Below are 17,034 nucleotides of genomic sequence, written 5' to 3' on the forward strand. Positions count from 1 at the left end.
GCTGACGGCGAACTCCCTACGTCCGCCATGGGCGTTCTCCGACACACCGTGCCGTGCCTGGCTTGTCCCGCCACCGCCCGGCAGCCGGAGGCCGTTGAAGATTTACGCTTACCCGTGGCCTGTACGGGAGCGATGCCGCCGGCAGTGAGGGAGCACCACGTGGCGCAGGAGCGGGACGAGAGGCTGGCAGACGCCCAGCGCGAGCACTGGCAGAGCACGTACACCGCCCACCCGGGTATGTACGGAGAACAGCCCTCCGACCCAGCCATTCACGCCGCCGACGTCTTCCGGGCGGCCGGAGCACGCGACGTCCTGGAGCTCGGCGCCGGACACGGGCGCGATGCGCTCTACTTCGCCCGCGAAGGCTTCACGGTGCGGGCAACCGACTTCTCCGCCACCGGTCTGGAGCAGCTCGCCCACGCCGCCCAGGCGCAGGGTGTCGGGGACCGTGTGGCCACGGTGGTGCACGACGTGCGCGAGCCGCTGGCGGTGGCAAACGGCTCGGTCGACGCGGTCTTCGCCCACATGCTGCTGTGCATGGCCCTGTCGACCAAGGAAATCCACACCCTGGTGGGCGAGGTCCGCCGGGTGCTGCGGCCCGGCGGATCCTTCCTCTACACCGTCCGGCACACCGGCGACGCCCACTACAGCAGCGGCACGCCGCATGGCGACGACATCTTCGAGCACGGCGGCTTCGCGGTGCACTTCTTCGACCGCGACCTGGTCAACGCCCTCGCCGACGGCTGGACCCTCAACGAGGTCCACGCCTTCGAGGAGGGCGACCTGCCCCGCCGGCTGTGGCGCGTCACCCAGACCCTGCCCCGGTGAGCGCCGCCCCGATAGTCCGAAAAGTCGCGCCGCCATTCGCTTGGCTGAGAGCGTCCCTTCGCCTGCGCCGACAGCTGGCAGTCAGACGCAAGGTGCTGGGCGGGTCCGCGCTACGCCGTCGAGGCTGATGCTTCCGCGCCGGGCATGTCCCGCAGCCCGAGGCGGAGGTGCTCGACGTGGAAGAGGGCCTGGTCGAGGAGTTCCGCGACGTGGTGGTCGTACAGGGCGTAGACGATCGAGCGGCCGTTGCGTTCGCCGGTGACCAGTCCGAGGTTGCGCAGCAGCCGCAGCTGATGGGAGCAGGCGGAGGCTTCCATGCCGACGGCTTCGGCGAGGTCGCCGACCGCACACGGGCCTTCTTGGAGACGGGCGAGAATCCGCAGCCGAGAAGGGGTGGCCAGGGCCTGGAGGGTCGCGGCGACGTCAGCGGTCCCCACAGCGTCGAGGCGCTCTCGGGTGGTGGCGGTGCCCCTGTCGTCCATTCCATGACCCATAGCGCTCATCCTACCCGGCACACATGAAGACCTATTCAGATATTCCTGTACGGTGGGTGCGTTCCCGTCCTCCGCCCGTGAAGGGTTGCTTTGTCATGCCTTCTGTCCTGCTCCAGCGTCCACCGTGGGTGCGTGTGCGGCGTCAGGTGCTGGCGGTTGCCGCGGCCAGGTCTACGACTGTGCAGCCGCGCAGGGTCCTGGTCAGTTGGGCGGCCAGGACCCATCGGATTTCCGGAGAGTCGTAGAAAACGGTGTCCTGCCGCACTTGCACCGGGGAGTGCCGGCTGGAGCGGTAGAGCTGGCCGTAGACGCCCTCGACGGCGGACTCCCTCACGCGCACAGCCACGGAGCCCCGCTCGGCCAGGTGGGGGCAGAGCCGCAGGGACTGGTGGGCGCAGGGCACGCAGATCGGAGGGTGAACGGTGACCAGGTCCTCCGGCCAGTTCGCCTCTTCGGCCCGGCCTTCATCGTCCTCCACCAGCCAGAGCACACCCTGCTCGCTGCGGTCCGCGAGGCCACCACAGACCTGGCACAGCAGGGCCCGCATACACCGGCGCTGCCGCTGCGCATGGGTGCGGGCGAACTCCGGCCTACCGCGGCCTTGGCCCAGCGTGGTGCCGATCCACAGCGCCCCTCGGCTATCGCGGTCGTGGGGTTGCTCATCCGCATAGACGATGCCGCCCTTGCCACACAGCAGCGTCCGGACGATGCGCTGCTCCGCGCTCCACGCGGCCATGTACGGAACGACCTTCGGCTGAGGGTCGGTCATCGCGGATCCTCCTGCCCGCCCGCGGCGGGGCCGACCGCAGTCTCCGCGGGGGCCTCCTGTTGCTCCGGTGGTTCGGTGGGGGCTGCGCGCAGGGCGTTGGGAACGCAGTCGCACAGGTAGAAAACCTTGGTGAGGCCGGTGATGAGCATGATCCGGTGAACGGGCCCGGTGTCCTTGTGGGCCACCAGGTACAGGGTTCGCGGGTCAGGCCGCTGGGTGCGCAGGCGCTTGCAGGCGGCGACCAGGACGCCCAGGTTGGTCGAGTCCAGGACCCCGACGCCCGTCAGGTCCACGATCAGGTCCCCGTTGCCCTCGTCGATCAGGTTCGTCAGGTACTCCCGCAGCGTGGGGGCTTCGTAGACGCCCAGGATGCCTTCGACGGTGACAACGGTGTGCCGGCCGTCCAGAAGGTGCGTCACCTGCGCGTCTTCGAATCCCAGGACGAGCCGGCCGTCCTTTCCCGTCCAGGTGAGGGTTCCGGCCTCGATGTACGGGAGCGTGACCTCGACTATCCGATCGTCCATCACGGTGTCCTGCGGTCGTGGAAGCGCACGCGGGCGTTCTCCAGCATCTGCCGGCTCTCGTCGGGGCTGGCGGCGAGGGTTTCGGCGGTGTCGAGGCGGGTGCTGGCCTCCTGGCCGTGCTGTGGCCCGCTGCTGTAGGCGGCCCCGGCCGCTTCTTCGACGAACAGGCGTTGCTCTCCGCGGCGGAAGAGCAGTTCGGTGATCTGGCGGCGGGGGACGAAGCATCCGCTGCCCAGCGGGATCACGCGCACGTCGGCGATGCCGTCCTTGATCGCGTGGAGCAGGTGGGTGATCTGGGCTTCCATCACGGCCGGCCCGGCGACGGGCCGGGTCAGCACCGTCTCGTCCAGCAGCACCAGCACCGTTCGGTCGTCCCGGGGGCCCAGCGCGCGGGGCACCGGTGGCCGTCGGGAGTGGTGCAGGGCGGCTGTGTAGGCGGCGGTTTGCACGATGGGGGGTATGACGTGCTGGGCGTGTACGCACAGTGAGTCGGCGATGGCTTCGCACGCGGCCAGCCGCAGGCCGTAGCCGGCCTTGTCGTCGATGACGAAGTTCCGGCCGTCCGTCCGGAGCACCAGCTGCTGTACGGCGTCGATCTCGGCGGGGTTCTTGACCTGGTAGACGCGCAGCAGCGCGGTAACCAGGTGTTCGGAGGGCTTTCGCGCGGCCGTCTCGGTTCGGGCGAGCGTTTCGATGGTGCAGTGGACGCGGCGGCTGACGGCGTCCTGGGACAGGCCCTGGTTGCGGCGTAAGGCTCGCAGGTAGGCGCCGAGGATCACGCGGGCGGGCGGTGTCGCGGGGAAGGCAGTATCCGGTTCTCGGGGCGGGAGCCCAGCGGGCTGGGGAAGCGCACTGAGCGCGGAACGGATGAGCGGCATCATCCCGTCGGTCTCGCTCATCGCGGTCCCCGCCATTCCTGGGTGGGTGAGGGCTCGGCACGGCGTTGGAACGCGGCACGCGCGGTGTCCAGCAGGGTGCGGCTGTGCTCGACGCTGTGGGCGCCGTTGATCGCGGCGCGCAGATACGGGCCGTGCGCACTTTTGGCTGCCGGTCCGCTGAAGTAGGACGCGTCCACGCCTTCGCTGACGAAGAGCAGGCGCCTGCGGATGCGCAGTTCGCTGTGGAAGCCGGCCGGCAGCCGCAGGTTCTCCATCCGCGGCATGATTTGAATCTGCGCGTCTCCGCGCGCACTGGCCCGCAGAAGGTGGGCGAGTTGGGCGGCCATCACGCAGGGGCCGCCGACAGGCTGGCGTAACCCGCACTCATCCAGAGGCACCAGCACCCGTCTGCGGTCGCCCCGAGGCAGCGCGCGCGCCGGGCCCAGGCGCCGCTGCTGCTGGGTCAGCGCATCGGCGCAGAATGCTTCGCTGTAGGCGTCAATCCGTAAGATCGCGGGCACCAGCCCGGCGCTGTAGGTGACGATATCGGAGGCATGGCGCTCACAGGCCCGCAGCCGAGCCGTCCAGCCCGGAGCGCAGTCCAGCACCATGTCCGGATCCGCGCCGCGGCCCACGAATTGCGCGCTGGTGGGCGCCAGCAGGCCGCGCAGCATGCGCTGCTCGTGCGGACCGCAGGAGGGAAACCGATCAATCAGTTGCTCCAACTGCTCTTGGCTCAGGGGTCTGCGCCCCCCTTCGGTTCGCTCCAGGTGCTCGGCGGAGATACCCAACAGGTCGGCGGCCTCGATGAGCGTCAGGTTCTGGTCCTGGCGCAGCGTGCGCAGGTAAGCGCCTATCACGATGCGGGCAGTCGGTCTCGGCCCGGGTGTCTCGCGGTAGGGGGTGTGTGTGGGGGCCCGGCAACGCCTGCGGCTGGTGCGTTTTGGAGAGGGGTGGGCATGGCATTCCTCGGCGGAGATAGTCGAAAGGTGGAGATGGAACTGCGCCCCCCCGGTTCTCGTGCCGGACCATGGCGGTTCGGGCTACTCGTCGGGCCGCAGTCGCTACGCTGCGGAGTCCTTGAAGTGGTCGCTTCGGTGGGGAGGGTGAGCGGGGTGGTGGAGGATCGGGAGCCGTTCTCCCGGGAGGGTGAGCGGCCGGTGTGTGCGATCTGCCCTTCCCTGGTGCTGCCTGGTGGGGCCTTCGACGTGGTGGCCAAGCCCAGCCGGGATTGCCCCTTCGACCCCGAGAACGGCAACCGGTACACCAAGGCGGGGGTGGCGGTGTGTGTGCACCCCGACCGGGTGGGCCTGCCGGCCGCCCCGTACGCGACGGACCGCCTGGTGCTGCCGTGGGAGGTGCCGCCGCCGGCGGACGCGGGCGAGGTGCGGGAGTGGTTGCGGGCCGCGCTGACCGCAGCGCCGCCGGACGCTTTCGCCTCAGTGATCGCGCAGGCGTCGCAGATTCTGCGGGCGTCGGATCCGGATCTGGACGTGACGGCGGCGCTGGGTTAAGCCGCCGGGGCGAAGGCGATGGTGTGCTCGCGCCCGGACCGGCCTATGCCGATGCTCGCGTAGAGGCCGGCGAGGTGGGCGCGGTTGGCTTCCACCTGCTGGTGGTCCAGCCAGTAGCGGGCCGGCGGTTCACCCCACGCCGCGGTGTAGCACTGGTGGGTGTAGTCGCCGTGCCGGTAGTCGGTGTGTTCCTGATCGGTCTGGTGGATGATGCTGACGGCGTGGCAGTCCGCGATGCGGTGCAGGAGCTGGGACTGGGCGAGCATCGCGTGCGTCATCTCATCGACCGGAACCGCGATAGCGATCTCGGCCGCCTTCTCGTCCTCGGTCAGCGCGTAGACAGCGGCCTTGAGGGCCAGGGCGCGCATGGCCTCGACGAACAGCGGCGGGGCGTCATCCTCCAGCTTCCACTTCGAGATGACGGGGAAGCCGGTGAAGCACTGCCAGTCGTCGCTGTAGTTGAGGCTGGCCTTGTGGAAGGCGGGGAATTCGTGGTCGTCCTCCAAACGCTGGAGGATGTGCACAGCGGCCTCAGCCACCAGATGCGGGCTGGGAAGTGCGGTCTGGACGGGCATGGTCGTACCTCTCTCGGAGACAAACGAGACGGTGGAGTTGGAGCCGCGCCCCCGGTGCGGGCGGGGGGTGCACCGCAGGGGAGGCACGGCGGTTCAGGGGGCGTTCGGCAGGTGCCGCTGTCGGGCGTCATGCGGCCCGCTTGACCAGGACCATGTCGGGAAGTCCCGCTTGGGGCGACTCGCCGTCCCGGGTGGGGAGGTGGCGGCGGCGAACGGCCTCGGCCGCGGCGGCGTGGGGCGGCAGTCCCGCTCGGGCCCGGTGGGTATCGAGGTGCTGCAGCTCCCGCACCGGTACTACCTCCATGCCGCCGGGCCCGCGGCCAAATTGCGTGCCGTGGAGCTGGGCCTGACCCGTGTTGATGCACCACCGATCGTGCAGGTGCGCCCACTGCCCGGCCGGAGCCTGGCCATCCTTCACCGCGGCGGCCAGCAACCGCAGCATCGCGTTCTGGAAGTCGGGTTCGTGGTCCGCGTACAGGGCGATTTGGTACGCGGCCTGGGCGCCGTCGCCACCGACGAGCCGGCGACCGGGCCAGTCGTGCTCTGCTGCGATGCGGCGCAGCACGCCGGCGTTCGCGTGGTCTTGATGCCGGGCGGCGACGATTTCTGGGGGGCTCAGGTGCCCGCGGGCGACCTTGCTGTGGTGCAGCCGCGCGGCAGCGGCACGGTCGAGGAGGTCACGGGCGATATCGGGCCGCTGGAGCTTCGTCATCCGCGCGCCGCTGCCTGGAGAGCTCCCGCGAGGCGACGGCCTGCCCGCAGGTCGAGAGATCCAAGATCAATCTCCGCGTCACAGTGGCATTTGAAACATTCTGGGTCGAATGTGGGGTCCAGGAAGCCACCACGGGTGGCCCTCTTAACCGCCTTGCCGAGGCGTTCGACAACCTGCTGCGCTTGGGGCCACTCGGTGATGTCCCGGCCTTCGTCCTGGGGCGCGGCTCCCAGCAGGCACGCCAGGCGATCCGCGGTGGGCACGGAGACCTTGCCGAGCTGGAGCCGACCGGATGCGATGTGCGGCCCGGAGGTCTCCAAATCGCAGGCGAGAAACGCCCGGTGGAGAGCGTCGCCCGCACGAAAGAGCGGCTTCATGCTTTCTCGCACCCGCCGGGCCAGGTCGAACGCGGTCGCGGCATCGACGTTGCCCAGACTGATGGAAGGTGCTCCCTCCTCGCGGTCGTTCACCTGGAGGTAGAACACGCGAAGGCCGGCCGCGCGAAGGGTGTCGCCCAGTTCGCTGACTGCATCGAAGCTCTGGGCGCGTACATCCGGGTAGGGCTCGGCGGACTGCTGCGGGACAGGGTCAGTCGTGGGGTGTGTCATGAAGGCTCCGTAAAGGGGGTACTGGTGATGCGCTGCGTCATGAGTCGTCCCCCATGAGGTCGAGAACGGCCAGGATCGCGAGGGCGTACCGGCGCACGTACGACGGTGCTTCGTCAGGACTGGGCTGTTCGTCGCGCAGGACGATCAGGAGGTGCAGCTCGTGCGTGGGATACATGGCGGCGCGGTGCGGGGCGGTCTGCAGGAGCTGGCGGGTGGCTCGGCGGAAGCAGTCGGCGATCCGCGCCGTGTCCTCATCGCTCAGCGGCAGAGCTTTGGGAGGTGGTAGTCGAGGCAAGGGGAGACCGAGCCGTCCTAACCAGCGATCGAGGATGCGTCCGGGGACAGCGGGGCCGAACCGTACGCCCAGCCCTTCTTCGAGGGTGTCGATCAGGTCATCACTGATCCCCTCGGCCGCCAGCGAGCGGGAGAGACCATGGATGATCCTGCGCGCCGCCTCGACCCTGGGGGAGAGCGGTCGGCTCAGCAGCTCGGCCGCGGTGGCGACGTCTACGGCGACCATCACGACCTCCGTGCGGGGATGCGGAACGTGGCCCAGGTCCCCTTGCCGTCGTCGCTCACGCCCCAGGCGCCGGCGAGTAGCGTGACGAGGAGCAGGCCGCGGCCCGATTCGTCGTCTTCTGCGGGCTCGCGGGGCCTCGCAGGGACGGGGTTGCCGTCGAAGACTTCGATCCGCAGCTCACCACCCGCGAAGCGAACTGTCAGCACGACGTCGCCGGGTGCGTAGCGAAGCGCGTTGGTGACCAGCTCCGAGACGGTGACCACGATGTTGTCGACCACGTCGCCGTGCACACGCCAGTACCGAAGGTGCGTCGCCGTGATCCGGCGCATGTGGGCGACCCGGGCCTTGGCCGGGGTGAACGCCACCTCGAAGAGACGGGGAGAGAGTCCGGCCAGCTCCGCGAGGATGTCCTCGCCTGATGCGGTGATCGCCATAACAGGGCCCCTCACGTCATCTGCTGCCCGTTTGAACTCGGAGTGTTCAAGTCGGCACTTTCGGCAATGAATGCATTGAGCGTGGCGACCGGGAGTCGGCATCTCTACCGTCAACCGACCGCCAACTGACGCGGCAGAGATGGCGGTTGGACGCCATCGGACCGCCATCGGACCGCCAACTGCGGGCAGAGCGGCCCAGTGCGCCCCACAGGGGGCCCTGGCCGATTTACCGTCGGAAGTGTCGTGCTGGACCCACGGGAGAGGGGCGAGCCCATGCGCACGCTGCTGCGAGCGATCATCGACGAGCGGCACTGGGGTTCGTACGCCACGTTCAAGATCCAGTTCGAGAACGCGGCGAAGCAGCGCGCGGAGATCGAGCGGAACCCGCACCTGGCGGCGCTGACCATGTCGGAACGCACGTACGAGCGGTGGTACGCGGGGGCGGCGATGCCCTACCCCGATGCCCGGCGCGTACTGGAGCACCTGTTCGGGCATCCGATCGACCAGCTGCTGGCAGCGGCCCCCCAGGTCGCGCTGCCCGTCGCGGCCCCCGGGGCGCATCGGCTCACCGTGCCGTTCACCAGTCACGACCACCGTGCCGAATCCGGCGCGGACGTAACAGAGATGGGAAGGCTGGCGGCTATGGCGGCAAATCGAGCCCTGCGATTCGCAGTGGCGGCGGAGTCCAATTCGATCGGTCCCGAGACGATGGACCACATCAGCACCGAGGTCCGACGCATCGCCGCGGACTACCCCCGGGTACCACTGGGCGCCCTGTTCGGCGACCTCGTCGAAGTCCAGGATCTGATCTTCCGGCTCCTGGAGAGCAACCGGATGAAGCCGGGCCAGGCCCGGGACCTGAACCTGTACGCCTCGATGGCGTCCGGGATGCTGGCCAAGGCCAGCCACGACCTGCGCGATCCGCAGTCCGCGATGCAGCAAGCCCGCGCCGCGTACATCTGCGCCAACCAGGCCGAGCACCCTGCCATGCAGGCGTGGACCCGCGGCCTGCAGTCCCTCATCGCGTACTGGGCCGGCCGCCCCGACGATGCCGCGCACTACGCCATGAGCGGCGCCACCAGCGCCACCACCTCGACCGGCACCGTGGGTATCTGGCTGGCCGCCCTCGAAGCCCGCGCCCAAGCCCTGCTGGGCGACGCCGACTCCGTGCGCCGCGCCAACGAGCGGGCCTCCGATCTGCGGGACCGGACCACCGTCGATGACCTGGACGACATCGGCGGCATCCTCACCTTCCCCCGCCCCCGCCAGCTCTACTACGGCGCCGAAGCCGAAGTACTCCTCGGCGACCTCACCCCGGGCATCGAGGACCGCGCCGCCGAAGCGGTACGCGCCTACAGCGACGCCGCCCCGGAGGAGTGGGCGTTCGGCGACGAAGCCGGCGCGCAGACCAACCTGGCGCTCGCCCGGCTCGCCGGCAACAACCTCGACGGCGCGGCAGAAGCCGTCCGCCCCGTCCTGGACCTCCCGCCCGCCCAGCACAACGCCGGGATCCTCCTGAGCATCCAGCGCGTATCCGAGGCCCTGCGCCGCGGGCCGACCCGCACCGCCACCGGCGCCAAGGAACTGCGCAACGAGATCGGGGTCTTCGTCTCGACCCCGACGGCGCTGCCCCGCTGACAACGGCGAGTAAAGTCCGCGGACATGCAGCCGATCACCCACACCAGCGCACGTCTTGTCCTGCGGGAACTGGCCGTAGATGACGTGGACGCCGTCCACGCCATCTACGGCGACCCCGAGGCCACCGAGCACCTGTCCTTCGAGCCGCGCACCCTCGACCAGGTCGCCCAGATCATCGCCCGCTCCATCGCGTCGGCCGCCGACGACCCGCGCAGCGAGTACGCCCTCGCGGTCATGGAGCGTGCCACCGGCCGGCTGATCGGCTTCGCCCGTCTGGCCACCGACCCCCACCAGCCGCAGGCCGCCACCATGGGCTTCGCGCTGCGCCCGGACGCCTGGGGCGTCGGCTACGGAACCGAGACCGTCCAGGCCCTGCTGACCCTCGCGTTCGAGGAACTGGGCCTGCACCGGGTCTGGGCCGCCCGAGCCCCCGACAACGCTCCCTCCGCGAAGGCGCTGGTACGCGCCGGAATGATCGAGGAAGGCCGTATCCGCGGGCACGTCCACGTTCGGGGCGTATGGCGGGACTCCATCACGTACTCCGCCCTGCTCGGAGAGTGGAGCGCTGTGCCAGCAGCTGGGTAAGCCGCGCCCGGTCACGCGGCACAGTCCTTGAACGAGACGGTGCACCGCATGCCATACGTAGAGGGATGTGGAAGCCAGGCGAGACCCGGCGGCGGCGACCCGGTGAGCGGCCCATGCATCGCGTCTGCGCGAGGCTGCCGAACTCAGCGAGAGGGTCCGAAGGTGGGAGTGTGGCGTCCTGACGGGCGAGGGGCTGCGAGCACGGTGCCCCCAGGGGTGTTGGCGTCACACATCGTTGGCCCGCTGATGCCCTCTTGACGAGCGTGTCCGGATGGGTGACGGTCGTGCAAGTTGGTGTAACCCCCTCGACAGCGGAGGCACCCATGCCACTAACGTTCATCGCCAAGGACCCGGACACCGACGAGAAGAACTGCCCGACGGTGTGGGTCGACCTCGACGCGGAAGAAATGCTCTTTCAGGGCTGGAAGCCGGACGAGGCTGCTCTGATCGAGTGCTTGAGGACGGGTCCGATACCCGAGAGCGAAGCGGTTGTGCGGCTGCCTCTACGGATGGTGGCCGCGATCAGGAAGGCGTGCGATGAGGCGGAGCAAGCCGGTGTTCGACTTCGATGAAGTGCTGGCGAGCTGTACCCAATCCGCACTGCACCTGGAGATGCGGGATGCCTACGCGGTAGACAACGAGACCGGCCGCTATGCCCAGTGGAGGACGGGGCACAGGTTCGACCCTGCCGATAGGGCTTCATGGTGGCGCCCGTGGCACACCCAGATCGCGGAAACCGTGGCCCGCGGCGTTGAGGTGCGCCGAGCGCGCATCGTGTCGGAGCCCGTGACGGAGTACATCCGGTTCGAGTTCGACGGCAGCTTCATGAATGTTGCAGCGGGCGAACAGGTTCGGTGGCTGCCCAGGCGCCGGGCCTCGGACATCGCCTTGCCGGGAAACGACTTCTGGTTGTTTGACGAGCGAGTCGTCCGATTCGGACACTTCACCGGCGACGGCGAGTACACGGGCGAAGAGTGGACTGAGGAGCCGGCGGTCGCGCGTCTCTGCTCGACCGCGTTTGGTGCCGTCTGGGAGCGCGCCGTGCCTCACGAAGCCTTCAAGGTCTGATCGCGCGCACCACCGAGAAACCGGCCCATGCCCACGTCCCCCTCCTCCAGCGTCCAAGCCGCTCGGGAAGTCATAGCCGTACGCCTGCGGGATCTTCGTTTGGATGCTGGGCTGTCCGGACGCGATCTGGGCGCACGGGCGGGGTGGAGCGTTGCCAAGTCCTCGCGGATCGAAAACGCGCGAACGCCCCCTTCGGACGCAGATATCCGGGCGTGGTGCCGTGCCTGTGGAGCGGAGGACCAGGCGGCCGATCTGATCGCCGCGAACCGCACCGTCGAATCGATGTATGTGCAATGGCGGAGGAAACAGCGAACCGGGCTCCGCAGGCTCCAGGAATCGTCCGTCCCGCTCTTCGAGCGCACCCGACACTTCCGGGTGTACTGCTCCAACGTGATCCCTGGCCTCCTCCAGACCGATACCTACGCCACAGCCCTGCTCTCGGCCATCACCGAGTTCCGTCAGATCCCCAACGACGTGGCGGAGGCTGTCGAGGCCCGGATGGCGCGGTCTCACGTCATCCGGGAGGGCGACCACCGGTTTGCGATGATCGTCGAGGAGGACGTGTTGTACTACGGCTTCGGCGACGCCGAGGTGATGGCCGGCCAACTGGGCTACCTGCTTGCGGTCATGACCCTGCCGGCGGTGTCACTGGGGATCATCCCTCGCACCGCTCCGCGCCGTATCTGGCCGCTAGAGACTTTCATGGTGTTCGACGAGCACGAGGCGTCGGTGGAACTGCTGGCTGCGGCGGTGACGGTATCGGCGCCGAGCGATGTCCAGCTGTACATCAAGGCGTTCTCCGAGCTGGCCGAGACCGCCGTCTACGGCGCGAGGGCTCGGGCCCTGATCGCGGAAGCCATTCGCTCTCTGGGGTAGTTGGCGTGTAATTCCGTGTAACAGTGTGGCCCGCCGCCTTCCGGGTTTCCTAGTGTCCTTGTCATGACGGCAGTTGAGTTCAGCGACTCCGATCGGTCCTCGCCCCCTCGTCGCCCAGCGCACGAAGAGCACGAGCGACTTCTCCCAGCAGTCCTCTACGTCAACACCACAGCGAGCGGCGACGTGGAGTCCCCGCAGTTGGTGATCGAGGAGTACGCGCGGGAGCACAACCTGCTGATCGTCGCTCGCTACCTCGACCGCGAAGGGGCTGCTCCACCGGAGGAGAAGGCTGGGCTCCAGGGTGCGATCAACGCCGTGCGCAGTGGCCGGGCCAGGCATCTGCTGGTCGTCGATCACAGCGCGATCTCTCCTCTCATCAGCGAGCTCGACGCGGTCCGTGCGGACGTGCGCCGTGCGCGGGGGGTAGTGACCGCTGTCGGCTGGCCGGCGGTGGATCCGGCCGCCTGGGGTGCCGCAGTCCCGTACCAGGGCAGCGGCCGACCGATCGGCCTGTAGTGCCGCTGCTTGCCACCACCACACATTCCTCGCTCCATACCGCCAGGCAGTTCGGGTCCCTAGGACCCATGAAGAAGGACAGGTCACGGTATGGAGCGAGACCCAAAGGAGGAGGGTCGTATGAGCACGCCATCGAATCCTGGGCCCGACCCGGCGCCGATCCCGGTCGGCACCAGCACGCGCAAGTCCGCCAAGCACCGCTAACCGAGGAGGCATCCGGCATGGGCGACGACAACAAGCACAAGAAGGACACCCCGAAGACCGAGCCACGGAAGCCGCCCGGGAACAGCGACGGCAAGACCGACGCACTCAAGCCCGGCGACGGCAAGCACGGGAAGTAGACACTCTGTGGACTTCAAGCGCGTATGCCGGACAGCCCTGGAAACCAAGGGCGTTCTGGGCGAACCATGGTTGGCCGAAGCGTTCGATGCCGTCGACCGCAAAGAGTTCACGCCGGACCGGATCTGGACCCTCGACACCAACGACGACGGCCTGCATCCGCTGGTGGACCGGACCAAGGACCAAGAGAGTTGGGCGAGGGCGGTCTACGACTCTCGCCGCGCGGTCATCACGCAGATGGACGACGGTGCTGTGACACCTGATGGGCCGGCCGCCGGTTCCTTCACATCGACCATCTCGGCGCTGGACATCGTCTTCGAGAAGCTGGGCCACCTCGAACTCGACCAGCGGCACAAAGTCTGGGAGCTGGGAACGGGAAGCGGTTACAACACCGCCCTTCTCTGCGAGCGCGTCGGCAGCGCTCACGTCACCTCCGTTGAAGTCGACGCTGCTCTCACAACGACCGCGCAGGCCAACCTCAAAGCCGCGGGTTACAAACCCAACGTCACCTGCGGCAACGGAGAACTGGGCGACGCTCACAGCGCCCCGCACGATCGGATGATCTCCACCGCGTCCCTCCAACGCATTCCCGGCGCCTGGGTCCAGCAGTGTGCCCAAGACGCGATCATCCTCACCCCTTTCGGTACCGCCTACAACAACTCCGGGCTCCTGAAGCTGCGCGTCCGCGACGGCATCGCAGAAGGAAACTTCGTCGGCAACGCGTCCTACATGTGGATCCGGCAGCAACGGCCGTCGCGAACGATCGGCGAGCTGGGAGAGCCGCGCACTGCGGCGAGCGTCGTCGACCCATACGACGTGATGCAGGGCCCCTGGCAGCAGGATTTCGCCATCGGGCTGCGCACCCAAGACCTGGACTACGCCCACAGCGGCCAGGGCGAGGAGAAGGAGCTTCACGTGTGGGACGTGGCGGGAACATCCTGCGCCACGATTACGTACCGCAACTGGTGGGAGGACAGGGCCGTGACAGCGCGGGGACCCCGAGACCTCTGGGGCGAGATTGTCTCCGCCTTCACCTGGTACCGCGTCGCCGGATCACCCGACATTCGACACTTCGGCCTGACCGTCTCACCCGCAGGTCAGGCGGTATGGCTCCACACCCCGGACAACATCATCGCCTAACTGAACCCGCACCAGTCCTCGGCGCGCAGCGATTGCCGCCAGCGGATGATTTCGGTGGTGCTGCCCGAGCACCAGCTCCCCCGCGCGGGGTCCGGCGAGCCTGACTCTCTGTGCCTCCGGATCCCCCTGGCGCGGCCGGCGTCCATCGCATGACCGCACAGGATCAGTGGTATCTCCTAACCGCTGCTGCTTGTCGCCGCACTGGCGGTGTTGTCGCCCTGCTGAAAGGTTTGCTCGTGCCCCATAGCGCTATGAGGATCGTGATCCGCACTCCTGCTGCTTCGGCCCCCGCCGCCGGGTGGCGGTGCCGGTGAGGAAGTTACGGCGGCCGGCCGCGCCGCTTCCCGTCTCGGCCAGCGAACAACTGCTGTTCGGCGGGGCCCTGCGCTGGGAGAAGACCTACGTCGGGCACGGACAGCCACTGCTGCGCTTATCGTTCTGGTCGATGGCCCGGCAGCTCCCCCAACTGATTGGGACCGTAGCGCGCGCCAGCTGGCAGGAGGACCGCAGGGCGCTCTTGGCGCTGCTGGCGGCGGAACTGGGCCAAGGGCTGACCAGGGTGTTTCTGCTGGTGGCCACCAACCAGGCACTGGTCGCCCTGTTCGCGGCCGGCCCGACCCCCGATCGCATCCGCCACATGCTGCCCGCCCTCACCGCCATGGCCGCGGTCTCGATCCTCGCGGTCCTGCTGTCTGCGGTCTCGGTCGCCGCTTCGGGCCAGTTGGAGCCCAAGGTCGAGCGCGTGTGCACGGCCCGCTTCTACCGGGCCGCCGTCCGAGTCGAGCTGGCCACCTTGGAAGACAAGGTCTTCCACCGCAAGCTGGATGCCGGCCGGATGGGCACCGACTCGGTGCGCCAGATGCTCGGCTCCTCCGTCGCGGTCATCAACTCCCTGATCGGCCTGGCCGCAGCAGCAAGCGTCCTGTCCCTACTGCACCCCCTGCTGGTACTCATGCTTGTCCTGATCGCCGTGCCCAAGGGGTGGGGAGCCGTGGCCTCCGCCCGGCGCCAGTACGAATCCCGGCACGCATGGCTGGACCACCGGCGGGCCATCGCGGTCATCACCAGCACCCTCATCGGTCAGGACTCCGCCGCCGAAATCCGGGTGCACGGAGCCGGCCGCATGCTCAGCAACGCCTACGACGACATGTCCGCCACCGTCGCCGCGGAGCAACGCCGCCTTGCCCGCGCCCAAGCCGGTACCGAGACCACCGCGTCCGCCGCCTCGGGCATCGCCGCGCTGGCGGCCTACGGGGTGCTGTGGTGGCTGCTGGCGTCCGGCGGCATGCCGCTCGCCGTCGCCGGCACCGCGGTCATCGCCGTGCGGACCTCCAGCGCGAACCTGGCCTCCCTGGTCGCACAGATGAACCGCCTCTACGAGGAAGCGATGTACCTGGGCGACCTCGAAGACGCCTGCACCACGGCCCAACAGCACGCCATCCCCACCGGCGGCACGGAGGTACCCGGGCCCCTGACCGAGGTCCGGCTACGGGACGTCTCCTTCACCTACCCCAACGGCCAGACACCGGCCCTGCAGAACGTGAGCCTGACCATCCCGAAGGGCAAAGTGGTCGCCCTCGTAGGGGAGAACGGATCAGGCAAGACCACCTTGTCCAAACTCGTCGCCGGCCTGTACCTGCCCAGCTCCGGCGCCCTGACGTGGAACGGCATCGACATCTGGGACGCCGACCGCGACCAAGTCTTCGACCAGGTCGCCGTCCTGGCCCAAGACTTCCCCCGCTGGCCCATGACCGCCCGCACCAACATCCACATCGGACGCTCCGACCAGCCCCTGAACCAGGACCTCATCGACCAAGCATGCGGCGAAGCCGACGCCATGGAAATGATCAGCACCCTTCCGAACGGCTGGGACAGCCTGGTCGTCCAAGGCTTCGAACGTGGCACCCAAATCTCCGGCGGCCAATGGCAACGCCTGGGCAGCGCCCGAAGCCGTCTGGAAACAACACGTTGCTTCGCAGGTCCCATGATCGTTGATCTTGCGTGCTCATATCTCAGTCGATACGCCTCCAACTCGCCGCGCGATTGGGGGCGTTGCTTCCTCACCTCAACGAACGGCAGCGGCGCCTGCTGCTGGCCGCAGAGGCCCGTGAGCTTGGACATGGCGGAATACGCGCGGTGTCTCGCGTGGCCGGTGTCAGCGAAACGACGATTCGAAAAGGGATTGGCGAGCTCGCAGATGAGCCGACGCCCTTTCCGGGTGGTCGCATTCGGCGGCCTGGAGGTGGAAGAAAGAAGGCAGCCGCGAAAGACCCCGGACTGCTGCCTGCCCTTCTGGCGTTGGTCGAGCCGGATGAGCGGGGTGATCCCATGTCGCCATTGAGGTGGACGACCAAGTCGCTGCGACATCTCGCTGGCGAGCTGGGCAAGCGGGGGCATCCGGTCTCCGCGACCACAGTTGGAAAGCTTCTGCGTGCGAACGGGTTCAGCCTTCAGGGCAATGCCAAAAACCTGGAGGGAAAGCAACACCCCGACCGAGACGTCCAGTTCCACTACATCAACGACCAGGTCAAAGAACATCGGGCGGCCGGTGAGCCGGTCATCAGCGTGGATACGAAGAAGAAGGAAATGATCGGCCGGTACCACAACCCGGGCCGTGAGTGGCGGCCCAAGGGTGAGCCGATCGACGTCGAGGACCACTCGCTGTTCTTCCGCGGGGAAATTCAGCAAGCCATCCCATATGGGATCTACGACATCGCGGCCAACACGGGCTGGGTCAATGTCGGCGTGGATCATGACACGTCGGCCTTCGCTGTCGCCTCGATTCGCCGATGGTGGGACAACTGCGGCAAGGGTGACTATCCGAGCGCCAAGCGCCTGCTGATCACGGCAGACTCTGGCGGCTCTAATTCTCCGCGATACAGACTCTGGAAGTCCGAGCTCGCAGCTCTGGCAGAGGAATCCGGCCTGGCCATTACCGTCTGCCACTTTCCGCCCGGAACTCAATGCCGTTGCTTGAACTCGTTAAGCAGTTCGCAGTGACGCTGCAGGGGCGGGG

At 68.2% G+C, this 17,034-nt stretch carries 19 protein-coding genes and 2 pseudogenes; 11 read left to right on the forward strand and 10 right to left on the reverse strand.

Annotated elements, in window-relative coordinates:
- Positions 1-159 precede the first annotated feature (159 nt).
- Positions 160-828, forward strand: coding sequence for a class I SAM-dependent methyltransferase (locus C6N31_RS26270; protein WP_307811548.1), 669 nt, complete (start codon positions 160-162; stop codon positions 826-828).
- Positions 829-938: 110 nt separating this feature from the next.
- On the opposite strand, the gene C6N31_RS26275 is transcribed toward C6N31_RS26270, so the two are convergent.
- The 5 genes from C6N31_RS26275 to C6N31_RS26295 all read right to left on the reverse strand — a co-directional run bounded on the left by C6N31_RS26275 (position 939) and on the right by C6N31_RS26295 (position 4,353).
- Positions 939-1,322: an ArsR/SmtB family transcription factor gene (locus C6N31_RS26275; protein WP_198358388.1), complete on the reverse strand. Its 384-nt coding sequence runs from the start codon at positions 1,320-1,322 to the stop codon at positions 939-941.
- A 142-nt stretch (positions 1,323-1,464) separates the two neighbouring features.
- Positions 1,465-2,091: a hypothetical protein gene (locus C6N31_RS26280; protein ID WP_198358389.1), complete on the reverse strand. Its 627-nt coding sequence runs from the start codon at positions 2,089-2,091 to the stop codon at positions 1,465-1,467.
- On the reverse strand, positions 2,088-2,615 hold the full coding sequence (locus C6N31_RS46985) for an STAS domain-containing protein (RefSeq protein ID WP_198358390.1): 528 nt from the start codon (positions 2,613-2,615) through the stop codon (positions 2,088-2,090). The genes C6N31_RS26280 and C6N31_RS46985 overlap by 4 nt, the downstream gene beginning before the upstream one ends.
- Positions 2,615-3,514, reverse strand: coding sequence for a Scr1 family TA system antitoxin-like transcriptional regulator (locus C6N31_RS26290; protein ID WP_198358391.1), 900 nt, complete (start codon positions 3,512-3,514; stop codon positions 2,615-2,617). The genes C6N31_RS46985 and C6N31_RS26290 overlap by 1 nt, the downstream gene beginning before the upstream one ends.
- Positions 3,511-4,353: a Scr1 family TA system antitoxin-like transcriptional regulator gene (locus C6N31_RS26295; RefSeq protein WP_198358392.1), complete on the reverse strand. Its 843-nt coding sequence runs from the start codon at positions 4,351-4,353 to the stop codon at positions 3,511-3,513. The genes C6N31_RS26290 and C6N31_RS26295 overlap by 4 nt, the downstream gene beginning before the upstream one ends.
- A 255-nt stretch (positions 4,354-4,608) precedes the next feature.
- On the opposite strand from C6N31_RS26295, the gene C6N31_RS26300 reads away from it, so the two are divergent.
- Complete coding sequence (locus tag C6N31_RS26300) at positions 4,609-5,007, forward strand: hypothetical protein (RefSeq protein ID WP_232485667.1); 399 nt, start codon at positions 4,609-4,611, stop codon at positions 5,005-5,007.
- On the opposite strand, the gene C6N31_RS44225 is transcribed toward C6N31_RS26300, so the two are convergent.
- From C6N31_RS44225 to C6N31_RS26325, 5 genes are all read right to left on the reverse strand, one after another.
- Positions 5,004-5,582: a hypothetical protein gene (locus C6N31_RS44225; RefSeq protein WP_232485668.1), complete on the reverse strand. Its 579-nt coding sequence runs from the start codon at positions 5,580-5,582 to the stop codon at positions 5,004-5,006. The two genes, C6N31_RS26300 and C6N31_RS44225, sit on opposite strands and share 4 nt — an antisense overlap.
- A gap of 127 nt (positions 5,583-5,709) precedes the next feature.
- Positions 5,710-6,294, reverse strand: a complete 585-nt coding sequence (locus C6N31_RS26310) for a DUF6624 domain-containing protein (protein WP_198358393.1) — start codon at positions 6,292-6,294, stop codon at positions 5,710-5,712.
- Positions 6,291-6,902, reverse strand: a complete 612-nt coding sequence (locus tag C6N31_RS26315) for a hypothetical protein (RefSeq protein WP_198358394.1) — start codon at positions 6,900-6,902, stop codon at positions 6,291-6,293. The genes C6N31_RS26310 and C6N31_RS26315 overlap by 4 nt, the downstream gene beginning before the upstream one ends.
- A 37-nt stretch (positions 6,903-6,939) precedes the next feature.
- Positions 6,940-7,422 (reverse strand): hypothetical protein, encoded by a 483-nt coding sequence (locus tag C6N31_RS26320; RefSeq protein ID WP_198358395.1) that lies wholly within the window; start codon positions 7,420-7,422, stop codon positions 6,940-6,942.
- Entirely contained in the window at positions 7,422-7,856 is a 435-nt protein-coding gene (locus C6N31_RS26325) for an ATP-binding protein (protein ID WP_232485669.1), read from the reverse strand. The genes C6N31_RS26320 and C6N31_RS26325 overlap by 1 nt, the downstream gene beginning before the upstream one ends.
- Positions 7,857-8,129: 273 nt before the next feature.
- Between C6N31_RS26325 and C6N31_RS26330 the strand changes: the two genes are divergently transcribed.
- The 9 genes and pseudogenes from C6N31_RS26330 to C6N31_RS26370 form a co-directional block, all read left to right on the forward strand.
- Positions 8,130-9,494: an NsdA family TPR-like regulatory protein gene (locus C6N31_RS26330; RefSeq protein ID WP_198358397.1), complete on the forward strand. Its 1,365-nt coding sequence runs from the start codon at positions 8,130-8,132 to the stop codon at positions 9,492-9,494.
- A 24-nt stretch (positions 9,495-9,518) separates the two neighbouring features.
- On the forward strand, positions 9,519-10,079 hold the full coding sequence (locus tag C6N31_RS26335) for a GNAT family N-acetyltransferase (protein WP_198358398.1): 561 nt from the start codon (positions 9,519-9,521) through the stop codon (positions 10,077-10,079).
- Between the two features lie 323 nt (positions 10,080-10,402).
- Positions 10,403-10,651, forward strand: coding sequence for a hypothetical protein (locus C6N31_RS26340; protein ID WP_164606632.1), 249 nt, complete (start codon positions 10,403-10,405; stop codon positions 10,649-10,651).
- Positions 10,617-11,147 (forward strand): DUF6879 family protein, encoded by a 531-nt coding sequence (locus tag C6N31_RS26345; RefSeq protein WP_198358399.1) that lies wholly within the window; start codon positions 10,617-10,619, stop codon positions 11,145-11,147. Before C6N31_RS26340 ends, C6N31_RS26345 begins: the two co-directional genes overlap by 35 nt.
- Positions 11,148-11,174: 27 nt before the next feature.
- Positions 11,175-12,023 carry a helix-turn-helix domain-containing protein gene (locus C6N31_RS26350; protein WP_198358400.1) on the forward strand — a complete coding sequence of 283 codons (849 nt, stop codon included), beginning with the start codon at positions 11,175-11,177 and terminating at the stop codon, positions 12,021-12,023.
- Positions 12,024-12,086: 63 nt separating this feature from the next.
- Positions 12,087-12,539, forward strand: coding sequence for a recombinase family protein (locus C6N31_RS26355; RefSeq protein WP_198358401.1), 453 nt, complete (start codon positions 12,087-12,089; stop codon positions 12,537-12,539).
- A gap of 348 nt (positions 12,540-12,887) precedes the next feature.
- On the forward strand, positions 12,888-14,018 hold the full coding sequence (locus C6N31_RS26360) for a methyltransferase domain-containing protein (RefSeq protein WP_198358402.1): 1,131 nt from the start codon (positions 12,888-12,890) through the stop codon (positions 14,016-14,018).
- Positions 14,019-15,405: 1,387 nt separating this feature from the next.
- A pseudogene (locus C6N31_RS44230) lies at positions 15,406-15,963 on the forward strand (ATP-binding cassette domain-containing protein); the annotation flags it as partial.
- A 56-nt stretch (positions 15,964-16,019) separates the two neighbouring features.
- Positions 16,020-16,979: pseudogene (locus tag C6N31_RS26370) on the forward strand (ISAzo13 family transposase); the annotation flags it as partial.
- Positions 16,980-17,034: the final 55 nt, after the last annotated feature.

The organism is Streptomyces fildesensis (genome assembly GCF_016107395.1).
Taxonomy (GTDB): domain Bacteria; phylum Actinomycetota; class Actinomycetes; order Streptomycetales; family Streptomycetaceae; genus Actinacidiphila; species Actinacidiphila fildesensis.